Origin of the sequence: Phycicoccus sp. DTK01 (assembly GCF_017312765.1) — a bacterium.
GTDB lineage: Bacteria > Actinomycetota > Actinomycetes > Actinomycetales > Dermatophilaceae > Phycicoccus > Phycicoccus jejuensis.
The window spans coordinates 102,166-119,258 of record NZ_BOPU01000005.1 but is presented as its reverse complement, the minus strand read 5'-3'; the positions used below and the strand labels follow the sequence as shown (position 1 = coordinate 119,258).

General features: G+C 74.4%; 17 protein-coding genes. 9 read left to right on the top strand and 8 right to left on the bottom strand.

The genetic code is table 11. The features are described 5' to 3' along the window. Positions 1 to 9 precede the first annotated feature (9 nt). The gene (locus J3473_RS12435) at positions 10 to 1,359 is read left to right on the top strand and encodes a serine hydrolase (protein WP_207023872.1); all 1,350 of its coding nucleotides are present in this window, start codon (positions 10 to 12) and stop codon (positions 1,357 to 1,359) included. Between the two features lie 37 nt (positions 1,360 to 1,396). Here J3473_RS12435 and J3473_RS12430 read toward each other — a convergent pair whose 3' ends face one another. From J3473_RS12430 to J3473_RS12410, 5 genes are all read right to left on the bottom strand, one after another. Beyond that, positions 1,397 to 2,047 carry a DUF2510 domain-containing protein gene (locus J3473_RS12430; RefSeq protein WP_207023869.1) on the bottom strand — a complete coding sequence of 217 codons (651 nt, stop codon included), beginning with the start codon at positions 2,045 to 2,047 and terminating at the stop codon, positions 1,397 to 1,399. Between the two features lie 45 nt (positions 2,048 to 2,092). Next, the gene (locus J3473_RS12425) at positions 2,093 to 2,572 is read right to left on the bottom strand and encodes an OsmC family protein (protein ID WP_242525844.1); all 480 of its coding nucleotides are present in this window, start codon (positions 2,570 to 2,572) and stop codon (positions 2,093 to 2,095) included. A gap of 92 nt (positions 2,573 to 2,664) precedes the next feature. Continuing rightward, a complete protein-coding gene (locus tag J3473_RS12420; protein WP_207023865.1) occupies positions 2,665 to 3,054 on the bottom strand; it encodes a DUF779 domain-containing protein in 390 nt (129 codons plus the stop codon). 4 nt (positions 3,055 to 3,058) lie between these two features. Further along, positions 3,059 to 4,582: an aldehyde dehydrogenase family protein gene (locus tag J3473_RS12415; RefSeq protein ID WP_207023864.1), complete on the bottom strand. Its 1,524-nt coding sequence runs from the start codon at positions 4,580 to 4,582 to the stop codon at positions 3,059 to 3,061. 379 nt (positions 4,583 to 4,961) lie between these two features. Then, a complete protein-coding gene (locus tag J3473_RS12410; RefSeq protein WP_207023862.1) occupies positions 4,962 to 6,191 on the bottom strand; it encodes a GAF domain-containing protein in 1,230 nt (409 codons plus the stop codon). 115 nt (positions 6,192 to 6,306) lie between these two features. On the opposite strand from J3473_RS12410, the gene J3473_RS12405 reads away from it, so the two are divergent. The 4 genes from J3473_RS12405 (at position 6,307) to J3473_RS12390 (ending at position 9,710) form a co-directional block, all read left to right on the top strand. Continuing rightward, the gene (locus J3473_RS12405; RefSeq protein WP_242525843.1) at positions 6,307 to 6,597 is read left to right on the top strand and encodes a GNAT family N-acetyltransferase; all 291 of its coding nucleotides are present in this window, start codon (positions 6,307 to 6,309) and stop codon (positions 6,595 to 6,597) included. Positions 6,598 to 6,808: 211 nt separating this feature from the next. Next, positions 6,809 to 7,951 carry a hypothetical protein gene (locus J3473_RS12400; protein WP_207023860.1) on the top strand — a complete coding sequence of 381 codons (1,143 nt, stop codon included), beginning with the start codon at positions 6,809 to 6,811 and terminating at the stop codon, positions 7,949 to 7,951. Further along, positions 7,948 to 8,901 carry an ABC transporter ATP-binding protein gene (locus J3473_RS12395; RefSeq protein WP_207023858.1) on the top strand — a complete coding sequence of 318 codons (954 nt, stop codon included), beginning with the start codon at positions 7,948 to 7,950 and terminating at the stop codon, positions 8,899 to 8,901. Before J3473_RS12400 ends, J3473_RS12395 begins: the two co-directional genes overlap by 4 nt. Then, positions 8,898 to 9,710, top strand: a complete 813-nt coding sequence (locus J3473_RS12390) for an ABC transporter permease (protein ID WP_207023856.1) — start codon at positions 8,898 to 8,900, stop codon at positions 9,708 to 9,710. Before J3473_RS12395 ends, J3473_RS12390 begins: the two co-directional genes overlap by 4 nt. Positions 9,711 to 9,716: 6 nt before the next feature. Here J3473_RS12390 and J3473_RS12385 read toward each other — a convergent pair whose 3' ends face one another. Genes J3473_RS12385 through J3473_RS12375 form a run of 3 tightly spaced genes read right to left on the bottom strand, consistent with a single transcriptional unit; the run spans position 9,717 to position 12,674 of the window. Beyond that, positions 9,717 to 10,499, bottom strand: a complete 783-nt coding sequence (locus J3473_RS12385) for a hypothetical protein (RefSeq protein ID WP_207023855.1) — start codon at positions 10,497 to 10,499, stop codon at positions 9,717 to 9,719. 52 nt (positions 10,500 to 10,551) lie between these two features. Beyond that, entirely contained in the window at positions 10,552 to 11,916 is a 1,365-nt protein-coding gene (locus J3473_RS12380) for a 6-phospho-beta-glucosidase (RefSeq protein ID WP_207023853.1), read from the bottom strand. Then, entirely contained in the window at positions 11,913 to 12,674 is a 762-nt protein-coding gene (locus tag J3473_RS12375) for a DeoR/GlpR family DNA-binding transcription regulator (RefSeq protein WP_207023852.1), read from the bottom strand. Before J3473_RS12375 ends, J3473_RS12380 begins: the two co-directional genes overlap by 4 nt. 135 nt (positions 12,675 to 12,809) lie before the next feature. On the opposite strand from J3473_RS12375, the gene J3473_RS12370 reads away from it, so the two are divergent. Genes J3473_RS12370 through J3473_RS12355 form a run of 4 tightly spaced genes read left to right on the top strand, consistent with a single transcriptional unit; the run spans position 12,810 to position 17,090 of the window. Then, positions 12,810 to 13,964, top strand: coding sequence for a carbohydrate kinase family protein (locus J3473_RS12370; protein WP_207023851.1), 1,155 nt, complete (start codon positions 12,810 to 12,812; stop codon positions 13,962 to 13,964). Further along, positions 13,961 to 15,325 carry an extracellular solute-binding protein gene (locus tag J3473_RS12365; RefSeq protein ID WP_207023850.1) on the top strand — a complete coding sequence of 455 codons (1,365 nt, stop codon included), beginning with the start codon at positions 13,961 to 13,963 and terminating at the stop codon, positions 15,323 to 15,325. Before J3473_RS12370 ends, J3473_RS12365 begins: the two co-directional genes overlap by 4 nt. Beyond that, positions 15,322 to 16,263, top strand: a complete 942-nt coding sequence (locus J3473_RS12360) for a carbohydrate ABC transporter permease (RefSeq protein WP_030527164.1) — start codon at positions 15,322 to 15,324, stop codon at positions 16,261 to 16,263. The genes J3473_RS12365 and J3473_RS12360 overlap by 4 nt, the downstream gene beginning before the upstream one ends. Beyond that, complete coding sequence (locus J3473_RS12355) at positions 16,263 to 17,090, top strand: carbohydrate ABC transporter permease (RefSeq protein ID WP_030527165.1); 828 nt, start codon at positions 16,263 to 16,265, stop codon at positions 17,088 to 17,090. The genes J3473_RS12360 and J3473_RS12355 overlap by 1 nt, the downstream gene beginning before the upstream one ends. Positions 17,091 to 17,093: the final 3 nt, after the last annotated feature.

Sequence of the window (17,093 nt, the reverse complement as noted above, 5' to 3'; positions counted from 1 at the left end):
CGTCCCGCCATGCGTGTCCTGCGCCGGATCCTCGCCGTCCTGCTCGTGCTCGTCGTCGTCGGCGCCGTGCTCGGGTACCGCCAGTACCGACCGCTGCTGCGCACCGGCACCGGCTACGCCGCGCACAACGCGTGTGCCGTCGAGCTCGTGGCCGGGCGCAAGGACCCCGGGGCCGACCTGCCGCCGAACCCGCTCGTGCCCTACCTGACCGGCTACGTCGACGAGGCCGGAGGTTCCTCGACCTCCGCCGTCGCCTGGGTCCTCGCCAAGCAGAAGGCCTGGTACACGCCGGGGTACGGCTGCACCGTCGCGCCCGAGCAGCCGCAGGACCAGCGCCGGGCGACCAAGGTCGAGCCGGAGGGCAACCCGTTCGAGGGGGCCGAGGTGCCGCGCGCCGACAAGGCGCTCAGCCGGGCCATGGCCCGGGCCTTCGGCGACGACCTGACCAACGCCGCCAAGCGACGGCTCGGCACGCGGGCCGTCGTCGTCGTCCAGGACGGCAAGCTCGTGGCCGAACGGTACGCCGACGGGTTCACCCCCGGCACACCGCAGCTCGGGTGGTCGATGGCCAAGAGCGCGACCAACCTGCTCGTCGGCCGGTACGTCCTGGACCGGGGGCTCGACCTCGGCGAGGACCACCTGCGCCCGGAGTGGACCGACGGGCGCGCCGACATCACCGTCGACCAGCTCATGCGGATGACGAGCGGGCTGCGGTGGGACGAGACCTACTCGTTGGGCACCCCCATCACCGAGATGCTCTACGACGCGCCGGACATGGCGGAGTACGTCGCGAGCCAGCCGCTGGCGCACCGGCCGGGCACCTACCAGCAGTACTCGAGCGGCTCGACCAATCTCGTCTGCTCGTGGCTGTCCTCGCTCGCCGACACCCCGGACCGCGACTTCCCCCGGACCGAGCTGTTCGCCCCGCTCGGCCTGTCGTCGGCGGTCTGGGAGACCGACGCCGCGGGCACGCCGGTCTGCAGCTCGTACCTGTGGGCGACGCCTCGGGACTGGGCAGTGCTCGGGCAGCTCGCGCTCCAGGACGGGGTCTGGGAGGAGAAGCGCCTGCTGCCGGAGGGCTGGATGCAGCGCTCGACGACGGCCGAGCCGGTCGACCGCAGCGAGGAGAAGGGCTACGCGGCCGGCTGGTGGGTCAACCGGCAGGCCGACGGCTCCCTCGTCACGCCGCTCCTGCCGGCGGACGCCTACTGGATGAGCGGGCACGACGGCCAGCGCGTCTACGTCGTGCCGTCGCAGCGGCTCGTCGTGGTCCGGATGGGGTTCTCGCCGGAGGTCGACCCCGCCGACCTGCGCACCGACGAGCTCGTCCAGGACGTCGTCAACGCCACCGGGTCGTGAGCCGGCGGCCGTGACCCGGCGGCCGTGACCCGCAGCGTCAGAACCGTGGGGTGACCGTGACCCGGGCGCCGTCGTCCGGGGCGTTGTCGACCATCGGGAGGCACGAGACGTCACCGGAGTCGGCGCCCTCCGCCGGGCTCGCCGTGCACGTCGTCGACGCTCCGTTGTCGAAGTCCATCGAGAACACCACCGGGAGCGCGTTGCCGCCGCCGAAGGTGACGGTCATCCCGTCGACCGTCGCGCCGACGCCGGCCAGGCTCCCGAGGGTCCAGCCGGGCTCGACGCTCGCGGATCCCAGCTCGAACCCCTCACCGACCGAGACCTCGACCGGCTCGCCGCCTCCGGGAAGGTCGCTGGGGAGCCCCGAGGGGAACGCGCTCGAGGTCGGGAACGACGTCCGGACGTCCTCGACGACGCGGTTCGCGGTGCGCGCGAGGAAGATCCCGCCGACGACGAGCGCCACGACGACGAGCAGGACCACGACGACCGCGGCGACGAGGCAGCCCTTGGCGCCGCCGCTCATCCCGCGCTTCGGTGGCGGCCACTGGCCCTGGGGCGCGCCCGGGGTGCCGTAGGGCGCCGGAGCGGCGGGGGCCACCGGGTCCCGGAAGTGGTCGGTCCACTGCTGGCCGTCCCACCAGCGGTCGCGGCCGTCGGGCTGCGGGTGCCATCCGGGGGGTGCGCTCATCCTGCTGTCCTCCTCGTGCGGCCGGGTCGCCGTGCTGGGGACAGGCTATGCCCGGCGGACGACGACCGTGGGGGCCTCACGGAGGCTCGCCCCGACGACGCAGTACCGCTCCGTCGAGGTCGCCAGCCGCTCGAGCGCGGCGTCGTCGGCGTCCGTCGCGACGGTGAACGTGAGGGTGACGGGTCCGATGCCGACGGGCACGGCGCGGTCGAGGCCGAGGGTGCCACGGGCGTCGAACGAGCTCTCGGCGACCCCGTGCACCTCGCCGAGCGCCAGGTCCATGGCCGTCGCGACGCTGCGCAGCGTCACCCCGGCACAGGCGAGCAGCGCCTCGAGGAGCATGTCGCCGCTGCACGCGTCGGAGCCGTCGCCGCCGGTCGCGCGGTGCAGCCCGGCCCGCACCGGTCCCGCGAACCCGTCGACGGTGCAGGTGACGCCCTCGTCCCGGAAGTCGGCGGTGGCGTGCAGCGGTGTGTGCGCGGAGGACGGGTCGGCGGCGTAGCGCTCGCGGAGCGGGGCCTGCATCTGGCGGAGGGTGGCGCGGTCCATCCCCCCAGCCAAGCACGCCCGGACCGGCCACGGGACCGCCCGGCCGGACGGTCCCGCGGCCCTGCCGGTCAGTCGTCGTCGAGGTCGTGCAGCTCGTCGACGGTGAGCATCCGGGAGCGGATGACGAAGCGGACGCCCTCGGGCGCCTCGAGCGAGAAGCCGGCGCCGCGGCCGGGCACGACGTCGATCGTCAGGTGCGTGTAGCGCCAGTACTCGAACTGCGCCCGCGAGATCCACACGGGGACAGCCCGGTCCAGACCGACGTCGAGCGTCCCGAGGTGGACGTCGGCGTCGCCGATGATGAGGTCGCCGTCGGGGTAGCACATCGGGGCCGACCCGTCGCAGCACCCGCCGGACTGGTGGAACATCAGCGGGCCGTACGTCGCGGTGAGGCGGCGGAGGAGCTCCGCCGCCCCACCCGTGACGTCGACCCGGCTCGCGGTGGCCGGGACGCTCATCGGCTCAGAAGAAGCCGAGCGCGTCGGGGCTGTAGCTGACGAGGAGGTTCTTCGTCTGCTGGTAGTGCTCGAGCATCATCTTGTGGGTCTCGCGCCCGATGCCCGACTGCTTGTAGCCGCCGAACGCCGCGTGCGCGGGGTACGCGTGGTAGTTGTTCGTCCACACGCGGCCGGCCTGGATCTCACGGCCGGCCCGGTAGGCCTGCGAGCCGTCACGGCTCCACACGCCGGCGCCGAGGCCGTAGAGGGTGTCGTTGGCGATCTTCAGCGCGTCGGCCTCGTCCTCGAAGCGGGTGACGGACACGACCGGCCCGAAGATCTCCTCCTGGAAGATGCGCATCGAGTTCTCGCCCTCGAAGACGGTCGGCTGGACGTAGTAGCCGCCGGACAGCTCGCCGCCGAGGTCGGCCCGCGCGCCACCGATGAGGACCTTCGCGCCCTCCTGCTTGCCGATGTCGATGTAGGACAGGATCTTCTCGAGCTGGTCGTTGCTCGCCTGCGCGCCGATCATCGTGTCGGTGTCGAGCGGGTTGCCCTGGACGATCTTCCCGACGCGGTCGACGGCGTCCTGGAGGAACTCGTCGTAGATCGAGGACTGGATGAGCGCGCGGCTCGGGCAGGTGCAGACCTCGCCCTGGTTGAGCGCGAAGAGCGCGAAGCCCTCGAGGGCCTTGTCGTAGAACGAGTCCCGCTGCGCGGAGACGTTCTCGAAGAAGATGTTCGGGCTCTTGCCGCCGAGCTCGAGCGTGACCGGGATGAGGTTCTGGCTCGCGTACTGCATGATCAGGCGGCCGGTCGTCGTCTCGCCGGTGAAGGCGACCTTGGCGATGCGCGGGCTCGACGCGAGCGGCTTGCCGGCCTCGACGCCGAAGCCGTTGACGACGTTGAGGACGCCGTCGGGCAGCAGGTCGCCGACGAGCTCGACGAGCTTGAGGATCGACCACGGGGTCTGCTCCGCCGGCTTGAGGACGACGCAGTTGCCGGCCGCGAGCGCGGGGGCGAGCTTCCAGACCGCCATGAGGATCGGGAAGTTCCAGGGGATGATCTGCGCGACGACGCCGAGCGGCTCGTGGATGTGGTACGCCACGGTGTACTCGTCGATCTCGCCGATCGAACCCTCCTGTGCACGAACGGCGCCCGCGAAGTAGCGGAAGTGGTCGATCGCGAGCGGGATGTCGGCGGCGAGGGTCTCGCGGACCGGCTTGCCGTTGTCCCAGGTCTCGGCGACGGCGAGGTCCTCGAGGTGGGCCTCCATCCGGTCGGCGATCTTCAGGAGGGTGTTGGAGCGCTCGGTCGCGCTCGTGCGGCCCCAGGCGGCGGAGGCACCGTGCGCGGCGTCGAGGGCGAGCTCGATGTCCTCGGCGGTGCCGCGGGCGATCTCGGTGAACGCCTGCCCCGTCACGGGGGTGATGTTCTCGAAGTAGTTGCCCCTGACCGGCGGCACCCACTGGCCCCCGATGTAGTTCTCGTAGCGGCCCTTGACCTCGATGCTGCTGCCGTCGCGGCCCGGCGGGGTGTACGTCGTCATTGACTCGATCTCCTTCGATCGTGGGGTGCCCGGTGCGGGATGGACGGACCGTAGGCGCGGCGACGTTGCAACCACGCTGCAGCGCGGCCCCGGCACCACGGGACCACCCCGGCACCGCGGGCCCACCTCGACCTCGCCCCGCCGCCTCCACCGCGCCCCGCCGCCCCCACATCACCCTGCCGCCCCGACCTCGCCCCGCCGCCCTGCCACAGCACCTCGGCACGTCGGGACCACCCCGGCACGGCGAGGTCGCCCCGTCACCGTGCTGCACCCCGGTTCGTCCGCGAGACCCCGGCTCCGAGGCCGTGTCTCGGGGACATTTCGGGGTGACCCCGAAAACGGGAGGCGGGTGGGGCGGGTGGGGACGGGGGGTGGCGGGTCAGGCGTCGTCGCGCAGGAGGCGCGCGACCTCGGCCTCGGCCACGGGGCGCAGCGGGGAGGCCGCCGGCAGCGCGTCGAGCTGGCGCTCCCACATCTCGAGGTCACCGGCGCCCCAGCGCGAGCGGGTCCACCCGACCATGAGGTCGGCCTCGCCGGAGGCGAGCACGGCGGCGCGCACCCGCGCCTCGAGCACCTCGCGCAGCTCGACGACCGCCGGCGCCTCCGACCCCGGCAGCAGCGGCCCCTTGTACGCCCGCAGCGCGTCGCGCACCCGTCCGGCGGCGAGGTGCGCGAGCACGCCGGACCAGTCCGTCTCGGTCTCGGCCTGCACGCGGTAGGGCCGCGAGAGCATCACCTCCGGCCCGAGCAGCGTCCGCAGCCGGGTCATCTCGGCGCGCAACGTCGACGAGGTCACCCGCCCCGGGTACACCTCGGTCTCGAGCTGCTCGGCCGACAGGCCGCGCGGGTTCTCGGTCAGCGCGACGACGATCTCGCTGTGCCGGCGGCTGAGCCGGTGCGTGCGCCCGTCGACCTCGACGACCGCCTCCGGCAGACCCAGGCCGCGCACCCGCACGACCCCCGGCCCGAGCCCGGCGCCGGGATGCTCCCCGCCCCCGAGCACCGTCCCGGTCAGCGCGAGCCGGCCGAGCTCGGACTCCGCCATCCGCGCCGCGGCCCGGATCATCGCGAGGCTCTGCGGGGAGGCGACGTCGGGTCCGCCCGTGATGTCGACGACGCCGAGCACCGCGCTCGTCGTCGGGTCGTGGATGGGCGCCGCCGCGCACGACCAGGGGTGGACGAGCCGGTTGAAGTGCTCCCCGGCGCGCACGACGGCGGGACCGTCGAGGTGCAGGGCCATCCCCGGGGCGTTGGTGCCGGCGGAGTGCTCGTTCCACGCCGAGCCCTCGACGAAGTTGATGTCCTCCGCGCGCCGCAGCACGTGCCGGGCCCCGGCGACCCAGAGCAGGTGGCCGCTCGCGTCACCGACCGCCATCAGTGCGTCGCAGTCGACCGCCGCGCGCCCGAGGACGTCGTAGAGCAGCGGGAAGACGTGCGAGAGGGCGTGCGCGGTGCGGTAGTCGGCGAGGTCACCGCCGTCGAGGACGACCGGGGGCAGGTGCCCCTCGGGGTCCACGCCCGCGGCGGACGAGCGCAGCCAGGACTCCGCGACGACCGACCGGACCCCGTCGGGGCCACCGGCGCCGCGCCGGGCCGTCCTGCTCGACACCCTCGCAGTACACCCCGACGACGCGCCGCGGGCAACGGGCCGTTCGGACAGTGGCCCCGCACCGGCGCATCATCCGGCCCGGAGGTGCCAGCATGGGCGCAGGAGGTGGTGCGACGTGTCCGACGTCGAGGTGATCAAGGACGACAAGGCCTGGATGGCCCGGGTCGACGGGCACGCCGCGGGACAGCTGGCCTACCGCGACAGCCTCGACGGCTCGGCGGTCGTGCTCGTGCACACCGAGGTCGGGCCGGAGTTCGAGGGCCACGGCGTCGGGAGCGCGCTCGTCCGGGCCGCGGTCGACGACCTCGCCGCCCACGGCCGGACGGTCCGGCCGGACTGCCCGTTCGCGGCGGAGTGGCTGCGCCGCCACCCCGACCACCCGATCACGGTGCAGCAGCGCACCTGACCGACCCGGCCGGCCGCCGCGGCGCGTGCACGGGTCCAGCCTCTCCTCCTGGCGACCCGCGCGGATCCGCGTGCGGTCGCACCCGGACCTGCGCAGGTCGCGCGGAGAAGGCGGTGCGAGAAGCGGCGCCGCGGCGGGCACGGTTGGACGGCGCCGGTGGACGGACGATCGGACACGTTGTCCCCGGCCGGTTCCCGGGTGAGGATGCCGTATGGGCACCGTCGTCAGCCGTGACGCGCGGCGGCGGTGGGCGGCCGTCGTCGCCGCGACCGGCGTGCTCGTCGGGATGCTCGCCGCGGTGCCCGTCCTCCGGTCGACCGTGGCGGTCGGGGCGGCGACGACGACCCCGGCGGAGGTGCGGCAGCGGGCCCTGGCGTCGGCCTCCGTCGCCTACACCGCCGTCGGCGAGAGCCGCGGCGGGCTGGCCCTGCCGGACGTCGGCGGCTTCGGCGACCTCGCGACGCTCCTCGGCGGGACGACCCGCACCCGCATCTGGTGGGACGGCCCGCGGCGCTGGCGGGTCGACACCGTCGACGCGGCCGGTGAGCGCGACACCTACGGCCTCGCCACCTCGACGACGACGTGGGACTACGGCAGCCGGCGGCTCGCCACCGTCACCGGCGACCCGTCGGTCCGCCTGCCCCGGGCCGACGACCTCGTCGCACCGAACGCGGGCCGCCGCCTGCTGTCCGCCGTCGGACCCGACGACCGCCTGTCCGCCCTGCCCCCACAGCGCATCGACGGACGCACCACGGACGGCCTGCGCGTCGTCCCCGCCTCGGCCCGCAGCACCCTCGCCCGCGCCGACGTCTGGGTCGACCGCGAGACCGGCCTGCCGCTGCGCGTCGTCGTCACCGCGCGCGGCGGGGCCGACGCCCTCGTCAGCGAGGTGAGCGGGGTGCGCACCGGACGGCCCCCCGCCGACGTCCTCGACCCGCCGTCGCCGCCGACCGCGCGACGCTCCCTGGACTCCGCCCCGGACCTCGTCGCCCGGGTCGCGCAGCGCTCCCCGTGGGACCTGCCGGACGAGCTCGCCGGCCTCCCGGCGTCGACGCAGGTCCTCGACGGCGCGAGCACCTACGGCACGGGACTGACCCGCGTCCTCGTGCTGCCGCTGCCCGGCCGCGTGGCGCGCGAGGTCGTCGGCAACGCGACGCGCGCCGGCTCGGTCGAGGAGGAGCTGCCCGGCGGCTCCGTCGTCCGCATCGGCTCGAGCCTGCTCAACGTCGAGCTCGTCCGCGGCGAGGACCGCTTCCACGCCTACGTCGTGGCCGGGCTCGTCGAGCCCGCGCTGCTCGACGAGGTCGCCACCGCCCTGCTCGCCTCACCACCCCCGTTCCGGGAGGACCAGTGACCGACCCCAGCCCCGACACCCCCGCCGTCGCCACGCGGGGCCTCACGAAGCGCTTCGGGCGGGTCACGGCCGTCGACGGCCTCGACCTGCTCGTGCGGCCGGGCGACCGGTACGGCTTCCTCGGGCCCAACGGCTCGGGCAAGACGACGACCGTGCGGATGCTCCTCGGCCTCGTCCACGCGACGAGCGGCGAGGCCGAGGTCCTCGGCCACCCGGTGCCCCGGCAGGCCGCCGCCGCCCTCGCGCAGGTCGGCGCCCTCGTCGAGGGCCCGGCGGCCTACCCGCACCTGTCGGCCCGGGCCAACCTGCGCCTCCTCGACGCCGCCGGCCCCCGTGACGTCGGCGACCCCCTCGCCGCCGAGGTCGGCTCCCGACGCAGCCGGCGGCGGCGCATCGAGTCCGTCCTCGAGGAGGTCGGCCTCGCCGACGTCGGCCGCAAGCCGGTCCGCGCCTACTCCCTCGGGATGCGCCAGCGCCTCGGGCTGGCCGCCGCCCTCCTGCGGGGGCCGCGGCTGCTCGTCCTCGACGAGCCGACGAACGGCCTCGACCCGCGCGGCATCGCCGAGGTGCGCGACCTCCTGCTGCGCCTCAACGAGGGCGGCACGACGGTCTTCCTCTCCAGCCACCTGCTCGCCGAGGTCGAGCTGTTCTGCACGAGGGTCGGGGTGCTGCACCGCGGCCGGCTCGTCGCCCAGGACGACCTCGACGCCCTGCGGGGTCCGACCGGCCGCACGGTCGTCGACGTCGACGACGTGGAGGCCGCGGCGCGGGCGCTCGGGGTGCCCCCACCGGACCGGCGACGCACCGGGGAGCCCGCCGGCCGTCTGGTCCTCGAGGGGTCGAGCGTCGCCGAGGCGACGTCGCGGCTCGTGCGGGCCGACGTCGCCGTCCTCGAGGCCGCCCCCGAGCGACGGACCCTCGAGGAGTCGGTGCTGGAGCTGACCTCGTGATCCGGGTCGAGCTGCGCAAGCTGGTCTCGCGTCCTCGCACCTGGGTGAGCATCGGGCTGCTCTGCCTTTTGCCCGTCGTCGTCGCGGTCTTCCTGGCGGTCACCGGGATCGCGCCCCGGCCGGGCCAGGGGCCGACCCTGCTCGCCGCCGTCCTCGGCAACGGCGCGCTCTACCCGGCGGCGGCGCTCGGCATCGTCCTGCCGTTCTTCCTGCCGATCGCAGTCGCGGTGCAGGCGGGCGAGGCGGTCGCGGGCGAGGCGTCGACCGGGACGCTGCGCTACCTCCTCGTCCGGCCGGTGGGCCGCACCCGGCTCCTCGCGGCCAAGCTCGTGTCGGTCGTCGCGTACACGCTGCTGGCCGTCGTCGCCGTGGCGGTCGTCGGGTACGTCACGGGGATCTCGCTGCTGGGCAACTCGGGGCAGCTGACGACGACCACGCTCTCCGGCACCGCCCTCACCCCGACCGACCTCGCGTGGCGCACCGGCGTCATGGTGCTCTCGATCGGCTGGTCGATGGTCGGGCTCGCGGCCATCTCGCTCTTCCTCTCGACGCTCACCGACTCCTCGCTCGGCGCGGCCCTCGGCGGGCTGGCCGCCCTCGTGAGCAGCACCGTCCTCGTGACGCTCGACGCCGCGGGCTCGGTCCGCGACTACCTGCCGACCCGGTACTGGCTGGCGTGGGTCGACCTGTTCCGCGACCCCATCCCGTGGCACGACCTCCAGGCCGGCGCGCTCGTGCAGGCCGGGTACGTGCTCGTCTTCCTCGGCGCGGCGTGGGCCAACTTCACGACCCGCGACGTCACGAGCTGAGCCGCGTCAGCCGCCGAGCGCCCCGGCGCCGGCCGCCCGCAGGGCCGCGCAGTCCGCGCTCGTGGGCGGGGCGTCCGGGGCGGTGCGGCCGAGCGAGCGCAGGACGACGCCCACCGCGAGCGGGTCGCCGGGCAGCCCGCCGTGGGTCACCCGCGCGTCCGCGCAGACCGCCTGCAGCTCGACGCCCTCCGCGCCCGCGAGGACGGCCGAGTCCGGCGGGGTGACGGTCTCGTCGTCGCGGGTCCAGATGCTCGTCCAGCGGGCGCTGCCGGGGGTCTCGGGCAGGCCGGCGAGCAGGTCGCTGCCCTCGGCGAGCTGGCGGCAGGCCGTGGGGCAGGCCCCGCCGAGCAGGGCGCCGAGGTCGGCGACGGTCGTGCCGTGGTGCGGCGACCCGAGCGTGACGACGCGTCGGGCCACCCCGGCGCCCTCGCCGGCCACCCACACGCGCGCGACGACGCCCCCGGCCGAGTAGCCGACGACGTCGACGGACGCGGCGCCCTCGGCGAGCGCGGCGTCGGCGGCCCGACCGACCGCGGCCGCCTGGGCCGCGAGGTCACCGGTGCCGTCCCCGACCTCGACGACGCGCGGGTCGCGACCCGCGGTGCGCAGGGCGGTGACGAGCGGGGCGAGCGACGCGGTGCTGCCGCCGTACCCGGGGACGAGCAGCACCGGGCCGGCGGTGGTGTCGGCGGGGTCCGACGTCAGCCGGGGGACGAGCACGAGCGCGAGCACGCCGAGGACGACGACGGCGAGCGCCCCCGCGAGGAACGCCCGGCGGCGCGGGCTCATCGTCGGTCTCCCACCCGGCCGATGCTACGAGGCGGGTGGCCCGGACCCGGCCTCAGCGACCGCGCGCGAAGACGGCGTCGACCGCCGGGATGCGCGCCCGGTAGCCGGCGAGCAGCTCGCGGGCGACGGTGACGGAGTCGACGAGGGGGTGCAGGGCGAAGGCCTGCACCGCGTCGCGCTCGGAGCCGGTGCGGGCCGCCGCGATGACGAGCCGCTCGACGGCCTTGACCTGCTCGACGAGCCCGAGCGGGTGCCCGGTGAGCGGCGGCAGCGGGTGCGGCCGGGGGCCGGAGGCGTCGACGGTGCAGGGGACCTCGACGACCGCGTCGTCCGGCAGGCCCGGGACCGTGCCCCGGCTGCGCACGTTGAGGATGAGCTCGGCCGGCTCGCCGCGGGAGATCGCCGCCATGATGGCGAGCGCGACCCCCTCGTAGCCGCCGCCCTGGACGTCGGCCTCGTCGCGCTCCTCGTCCTCGCCGCGCGCCTCCTGCATGTAGGTGGCGTTGCGCTCCATCCGCACGCGGTCCCACTCGGCGAGCGCACCGGACCCGCCCGGGCCGCTGGGCCCTCCGGAGCGCAGCGACGCGTAGAAGCCCTGCTGCTGGTCCAGCAGGTACTCGCCGCGGGTCTGCGGCGCCGCCGTGATCGAGCGGACCGCGTCGCGGGTGAAGTAGTAGTAGTAGAGGTACTCGTTGGGCACGACCCCGAGCGTGCGGACCCAGTCCAGCCCGAAGAGCTGCCCCTCCTCCATCGAGGCGAGCGCGGCGTCGTCGGCGAGGAGGTCGGGCAGGACGTCGCGTCCGTCGAAGTGCAGGCCGCGCAGCCAGCCGAGGTGGTTGAGCCCGACGTAGTCGACGGTCGTGCGGGCCGGGTCGATGCCGAGCGTCGCGGCGGCGCGCCGTGCGAGCCCGATCGGGCTGTCGCAGATGCCGACCACGCGGTCGTGCAGCACCGACTGCATCGCCTCGGTGATCATCCCGGCCGGGTTCGTGAAGTTGATGACCCACGCGTCGGGGGCGACCGCGGCGACGCGCTCGGCGACGTGCAGCGCGACAGGGACGGTCCGCAGCCCGTAGGCGAGGCCGCCGGGGCCGGTGGTCTCCTGGCCGAGCAGCCCGAGGTCGAGGGCGACGCGCTCGTCGGCCGTGCGACCCTCGAGGCCCCCGACCCGGATGGCCGAGAAGACGAAGTCGCTGCCCTCGAGCGCGGTGTCGAGGTCGGTGCTCGTGCGGACGCGCGGCGCGTCGGGGTCGCCGTCGGCCATCTCGGCGAGCACCCGCCCGATGGCGGCCAGCCGCTCCTCGTCGACGTCGTGCAGCCACACCTCGTCGACCCGTCGCTCGTGCCGGTCGCGCAGCAGGGCGCCGTAGACGAGCGGGGTCCGGAAGCCCCCACCGCCGAGCATCGCGAGCTTCATGCGAGCACCACCTCCGTGCCGGCGGCCCGACAGGCCGCCAGGGTCGCGGGGTCGGCCCCCTCGTTGGTCAGGACGAGGTCGACGGCGCCGGCCTCGCAGACGCGCAGCGAGCCGGTGCCGGGCATCTTGTGCCGGTCGACGAGGAGCACCGAGGTGTCGCCGGCCTGCAGCAGGGCGCGCTTGACCGGCACCTCGACCGCGGTCGTGTCGAGCACGGTGCCGTCGGCCCGGACGCCGCTGGCGCCGAGGAACACGTACGAGCCCTGCACCTGGCGCACCGCGTCCTCGGTGAGCGACCCGACGAGCGAGTGGTAGGTCCGGCGGACGATGCCGCCGAGGAGGATGAGCTCGACGGCGTCGTCGTCGCGCAGGACGTCGAGGACGGCGAGGCTCGCGGTGACGACCGTGACGTGCCGACCGCGCAGCTCGCGGGCGAGCAGCATCGTCGTCGTCCCGATGTCGAGGACGACCGAGTCGCCGTCGGCGACCATCGCGGCGGCCCGCCGGGCGACCGCTGCCTTGTCCGCGGCGTCGGTGGCCGCGACCTCGGCGAAGCCGCGCAGCGCGTCGGCGTCGGCGACGTTCGTCGGGACGGCGCCGCCGTGCACCCGACGCAGGGAGCCGAGCCGCTCGAGCTCGATGAGGTCGCGCCGCACCGTGGCGACGGACACCCCGCACAGCTCGGCGAGCTCCTCGGTCGAGGCGACCCCGCGCGCGCGGAGGCGACCGACGATGGATCGCTGCCGGGCCGCTCGCATGCCGTCACTGTACCGATCAGATTTCGTCACGTCATGATCACGGATGAAGAATTGTGTGCACCGACTGCTTGTCCGACCCCGTCGTCGGGTGCATGCTTGGCCCTTCGACCGCCCCGCTGACCCGAGGAGCCCGCCGTGCCGTCCCCGGCCTTCGACCCGCTCGCCGTGCAGCGGGCCGACGACGCCCCGCAGATCGACGTCCTCGTCTGGGGCACGGTCTTCCTCGACATCATCATGACCGGCCTCGACGCGCTGCCCGACGGCGGCCAGGAGGTGTGGGCCACGGGGATGGGCTCGTGCCCCGGCGGCATCGCGAACCTCGCCGTCGCCGCCCGGCGGCTCGGCCTCAACACCTCGCTCGCCGCCGCGTTCGGCGACGACGCCTACGGCGACTTCTGCTGGGAGACCCTCGCCGACGAGGAGGGCGTCGACCTCTCCCGCTCGCGCCGCTTCGAGGGCTGGCACTCGCCGGTCACCGTCTCGATGGCCGTCGCCCGCGACCGCGGGATGGTCAGCCACGGCCACCCGCCGCCCCTCGACGCGACCGCCCTCATCGGCGAGCCGCCGCGCAGCCGCGCCGTCATGGCCGAGCTCGCGCCCGACCGGCTGCTCGTCGACGCCGACGAGCCGACATGGGTCGAGAAGGCCCGGGCGCAGGGCGCGCTCGTGTTCGCCGACGTCGGCTGGGACCCCAGCGGCACGTGGCCACGCACCGTGCTCGACCAGCTCGGCACGTGCGACGCGTTCCTGCCCAACGCCGTCGAGGCGATGGCCTACACCCGCACCCGCACCCCGAGCGAGGCGCTCTACGCGCTCGCCGACCTCGTGCCGCTCGCCGTCGTCACCAACGGCGAGGAGGGCGCGCTGGCCATCGACTCGCGCACCGGGGAGGAGGCGGTCGTCCCCGCGCTGCGCGTCGACGCCCTCGACCCCACCGGCGCCGGTGACGTCTTCGGGGCCGCCGTCGTCCTCGGGACCCTCGCGGAGTGGCCTCTCCAGCAGCGCATCTCGTTCGCCGCGCTGTGCTCGGCACTCGCCGTGCAGCACTTCGGCGGCTCGCTCGCCGCCCCCGGCTGGGGCGACATCGCCGACTGGTGGCACCACCTGCGCGACGGTGAGGCCACCGACAGCTACCACCGCTCGGTCCGCCGCCGGTACGCGTTCCTCGACGACCTCGTCCAGGACGTCCCCGTCGGCGCCGGGCGCCGCGCCACCGCCACCATCGCCCGCCACGTCGACGTCGAGGGATACCCCCGCGGCACCGTCATCCACCGAGGAGCACCCGCATGAGGAGACGACCCACCACCCGCCTGATCGCCGTCGGCGCCCTGGGCGCCCTGGCCCTCACCGCCTGCACGCCCGGGTCGGGCAGCGACGGCACGGGGTCCAGCGCCGCCCCGACCGGGACGGTCAACACCGACCCCGCGTCGCTCGGCCAGGTCACCCTGACCGTCTGGGACCAGGAGGTCCGCGGCGGCCAGGCCGCGCAGATCGAGGAGCTCAACAAGGAGTTCCAGGCGAAGTACCCGAACATCACGCTCAAGCGCGTCTCGCGCTCGTTCGACGACCTCAAGACCACCCTCGGCCTGGCCCTCTCGGGCAACGACGCCCCGGACGTCTTCCAGGCCAACAACGGGCGCCCGGACATGGGCAAGTTCGTCCAGGCCGGGCAGCTCCTGCCGCTCGACCGCTACGCCGACGCCTACGGCTGGACCGACCGCTACCCCGAGTCGGTCCGCAAGTACTCGAGCTACTCGCCCGACGGCAAGACCTTCGGCACCGGCAACCTCTACGGCCTGCCGCAGGTCGGCGAGGTCGTCGGCGTCTACGCGGACAAGGCCGTCCTCGCGAAGGCCGGTGTCTCCGAGGTCCCGACCGACTGGGCCGGCTTCGAGGCGAGCCTCCAGAAGGTCAAGGACGCCGGCGAGCAGCCGCTCGTCCTCGGCAACCTCGACAAGTGGCCCGCCATCCACGTCTTCGGCACCGTCCAGGCGCAGACCACGCCGGCCGACCAGATCCGGACCCTCGGCTTCGGCCAGTCCGGCGGCAGCTGGACCACCGCCGAGAACACGAAGGCCGCGCAGACGCTCGTCGACTGGGTCGACAAGGGCTACTTCTCCAAGGACGTCAACGGCCTCGGCTACGACCCCGCCTGGCAGCAGTTCAGCAAGGGCACCGGCGCCTACCTCATCGCCGGCACCTGGCTGCAGGCCGACCTCGGCAAGGCGATGGGCGACGACGTCACCTTCGTCCTGCCGCCGAAGGCCCAGCAGGCGCCCGTCGCCACCGGCGGCACGGGCATCCCGTGGGCGGTCTCGAGCAAGACGAAGAACCCCGACGCGGCCGCGGCCTACATCGACTTCATCACGAACAAGGACGCGATGGGCGTCCTCGCGAAGACCGAGAACCTGCCGGTCGCCGACACCGCCGACCAGAAGGCGCCGAGCGCGATCGGGCAGGACGTGTTCACCGCCTTCGGCACCGCCGTCGACGACGACTCGCTCGTCCCGTACCTCGACTACGCGACGCCGACGATGTCCGACACTCTCGGCGCGGCCCTGCAGGACCTCCTCGCGAAGAAGGCCACGCCCGAGCAGTTCCTCGAGACGGTGCAGAAGGACTACGGCGACTTCGTCGCCCAGAACGGATGAGCGACACCGCGACCGCGGCACCCAGCCGCGCCCGCACCCCCGAGGGGACCCGCCGCCGACGCCGCGGCGGGCCCCCCGGGGAGCCGCGCGCCGTCGGCTGGCTCTACGTCCTGCCGGCGCTCCTCGTCTACGCGGCCTTCCTCCTCTACCCGCTCCTGCGCGCCGTCCAGATCTCGCTCTACGACTGGAACGGCAACACGCTGGCGACCTGGGCGGGCCTCGACAACTACGTCGAGGTCGTCGGCGACCCGGCCCTGCGCGCGTCCTTCGGGCACGCCCTCGTCCTCATCGCGTTCTACGCGCTGCTGCCGCTCGTCGTCGGCCTCGTGCTCGCCGCCGTCCTCGGGCGCGCCAAGGTCCGCGGCCTCGCCTTCTTCCGCACCGTCGTCTTCCTGCCGCAGGTCGTCGCGATGGTCGTCATCGCCGTGGCCTGGCGCCGGATGTACGCGCCCGACGGCAGCATCAACGACCTGCTGTCGGCGATCGGTCTCGACGCCCTGACCCGCGGCTGGCTCGGCGACTACACCGCCGCGCTGCCGGCGGTCGGCCTCATCGGCACGTGGTTCGAGATCGGCCTCGTCACCGTGCTGCTGCTCGCCGGGATGGGCAAGATCCCCACCGAGCTCTACGAGGCCGCCCGGCTCGACGGCGCCGGCGCGGTGCGTGAGTTCTTCGTCGTCACGCTGCCGGCGCTGCGTGGCGAGATCGCGGTCGCCCTGACGCTCACCGTGATCGCGGCGCTGCGCACCTTCGACCTCGTCTACGTGACGACCCGAGGCGGGCCCGGCACGAGCACCTCGGTGCCGTCGTACGAGGTCTACAACCGCGCCTTCCAGCAGGGGCGTGTCGGGTCGGCCGCCGCCATCGCCGTCGTGCTGACGGTCATCATCTTCGCGATCTCGTTCGGCATCACCCGGATCGCGGAGCGGGACCGCTGATGCGCGTCTCCCGCGCCGAGCGCGCCACCAACTACGTCATCCTCGCGGCCTTCGCCGTCTTCGCGCTGTGGCCGATCCTCGGGGTCGTCGTCGCGGCCCTCGGGCCGGACGACGCCGCGGGCGGCACCGTGGGCGCCGGCGTCCTCGGCCTGCACCCCGAGAACTTCGTGACCGCCTGGAACCAGGGCCGGTTCGGCAGCTACCTGCGCACCAGCCTCCTCGTCTCGAGCACGGTCGTCGTCGTCAGCGTCGTCTTCTCGCTCCTCGCCGGCTACGCCCTCGGGACGATGCGCTTCCGCGGGGCGACGGTGCTGTTCTACGTCTTCCTCGTCGGCATCATGATGCCGAGCGAGGCCGTGCTCGTGCCGCTGTACTACGACCTGCGCGCGCTCGGGCTCACCGACACCATCTGGGCGCTGCTGCTGCCGCAGGTCGCGCAGTCCGTGGCGTTCGGCACCTTCTGGATGCGGGCGTGGTTCCGCTCCGCGAACCGGTCCGTCGTCGAGGCCGCCCGGCTCGACGGCGCCTCGACGTGGCGCATCCTCTGGCAGGTGCTCGTGCCGCTCGCCCGGCCGGCGGTCGTCACGCTCACCGTGCTCACTTTCATGTGGACGTGGAACGAGTTCCTCGTCCCCCTCGTCATGGTCGTCTCCGAGTCGCTGCGCACCGCGCCGCTCGGGCTGGCGTTCTTCCAGGGGCAGTACACGCAGGGCTTCACCCTCCTCGCGGCCGGTGCCTGCATCGTCGCGACCCCGGTGGTCGTGCTCTACCTGTTCCTGCAGCGCCACTTCATCGCCGGGATGCTCGAAGGAGCAGTCCGGGAGTAGGGC

What these genes read in the sequence shown, in the direction of transcription:
- J3473_RS12435 (WP_207023872.1), top strand. Translation starts at nt 10, where the DNA reads ATGCGTGTCCTGCGCCGGATCCTCGCCGTCCTGCTCGTGCTCGTCGTC.
- J3473_RS12430 (WP_207023869.1), bottom strand. Translation starts at nt 2,047, where the DNA reads ATGAGCGCACCCCCCGGATGGCACCCGCAGCCCGACGGCCGCGACCGC.
- J3473_RS12425 (WP_242525844.1), bottom strand. Translation starts at nt 2,572, where the DNA reads ATGCAGGCCCCGCTCCGCGAGCGCTACGCCGCCGACCCGTCCTCCGCG.
- J3473_RS12420 (WP_207023865.1), bottom strand. Translation starts at nt 3,054, where the DNA reads ATGAGCGTCCCGGCCACCGCGAGCCGGGTCGACGTCACGGGTGGGGCG.
- J3473_RS12415 (WP_207023864.1), bottom strand. Translation starts at nt 4,582, where the DNA reads ATGACGACGTACACCCCGCCGGGCCGCGACGGCAGCAGCATCGAGGTC.
- J3473_RS12400 (WP_207023860.1), top strand. Translation starts at nt 6,809, where the DNA reads ATGGGCACCGTCGTCAGCCGTGACGCGCGGCGGCGGTGGGCGGCCGTC.
- J3473_RS12385 (WP_207023855.1), bottom strand. Translation starts at nt 10,499, where the DNA reads ATGAGCCCGCGCCGCCGGGCGTTCCTCGCGGGGGCGCTCGCCGTCGTC.
- J3473_RS12380 (WP_207023853.1), bottom strand. Translation starts at nt 11,916, where the DNA reads ATGAAGCTCGCGATGCTCGGCGGTGGGGGCTTCCGGACCCCGCTCGTC.
- J3473_RS12375 (WP_207023852.1), bottom strand. Translation starts at nt 12,674, where the DNA reads ATGCGAGCGGCCCGGCAGCGATCCATCGTCGGTCGCCTCCGCGCGCGC.
- J3473_RS12365 (WP_207023850.1), top strand. Translation starts at nt 13,961, where the DNA reads ATGAGGAGACGACCCACCACCCGCCTGATCGCCGTCGGCGCCCTGGGC.
- J3473_RS12360 (WP_030527164.1), top strand. Translation starts at nt 15,322, where the DNA reads ATGAGCGACACCGCGACCGCGGCACCCAGCCGCGCCCGCACCCCCGAG.
- J3473_RS12355 (WP_030527165.1), top strand. Translation starts at nt 16,263, where the DNA reads ATGCGCGTCTCCCGCGCCGAGCGCGCCACCAACTACGTCATCCTCGCG.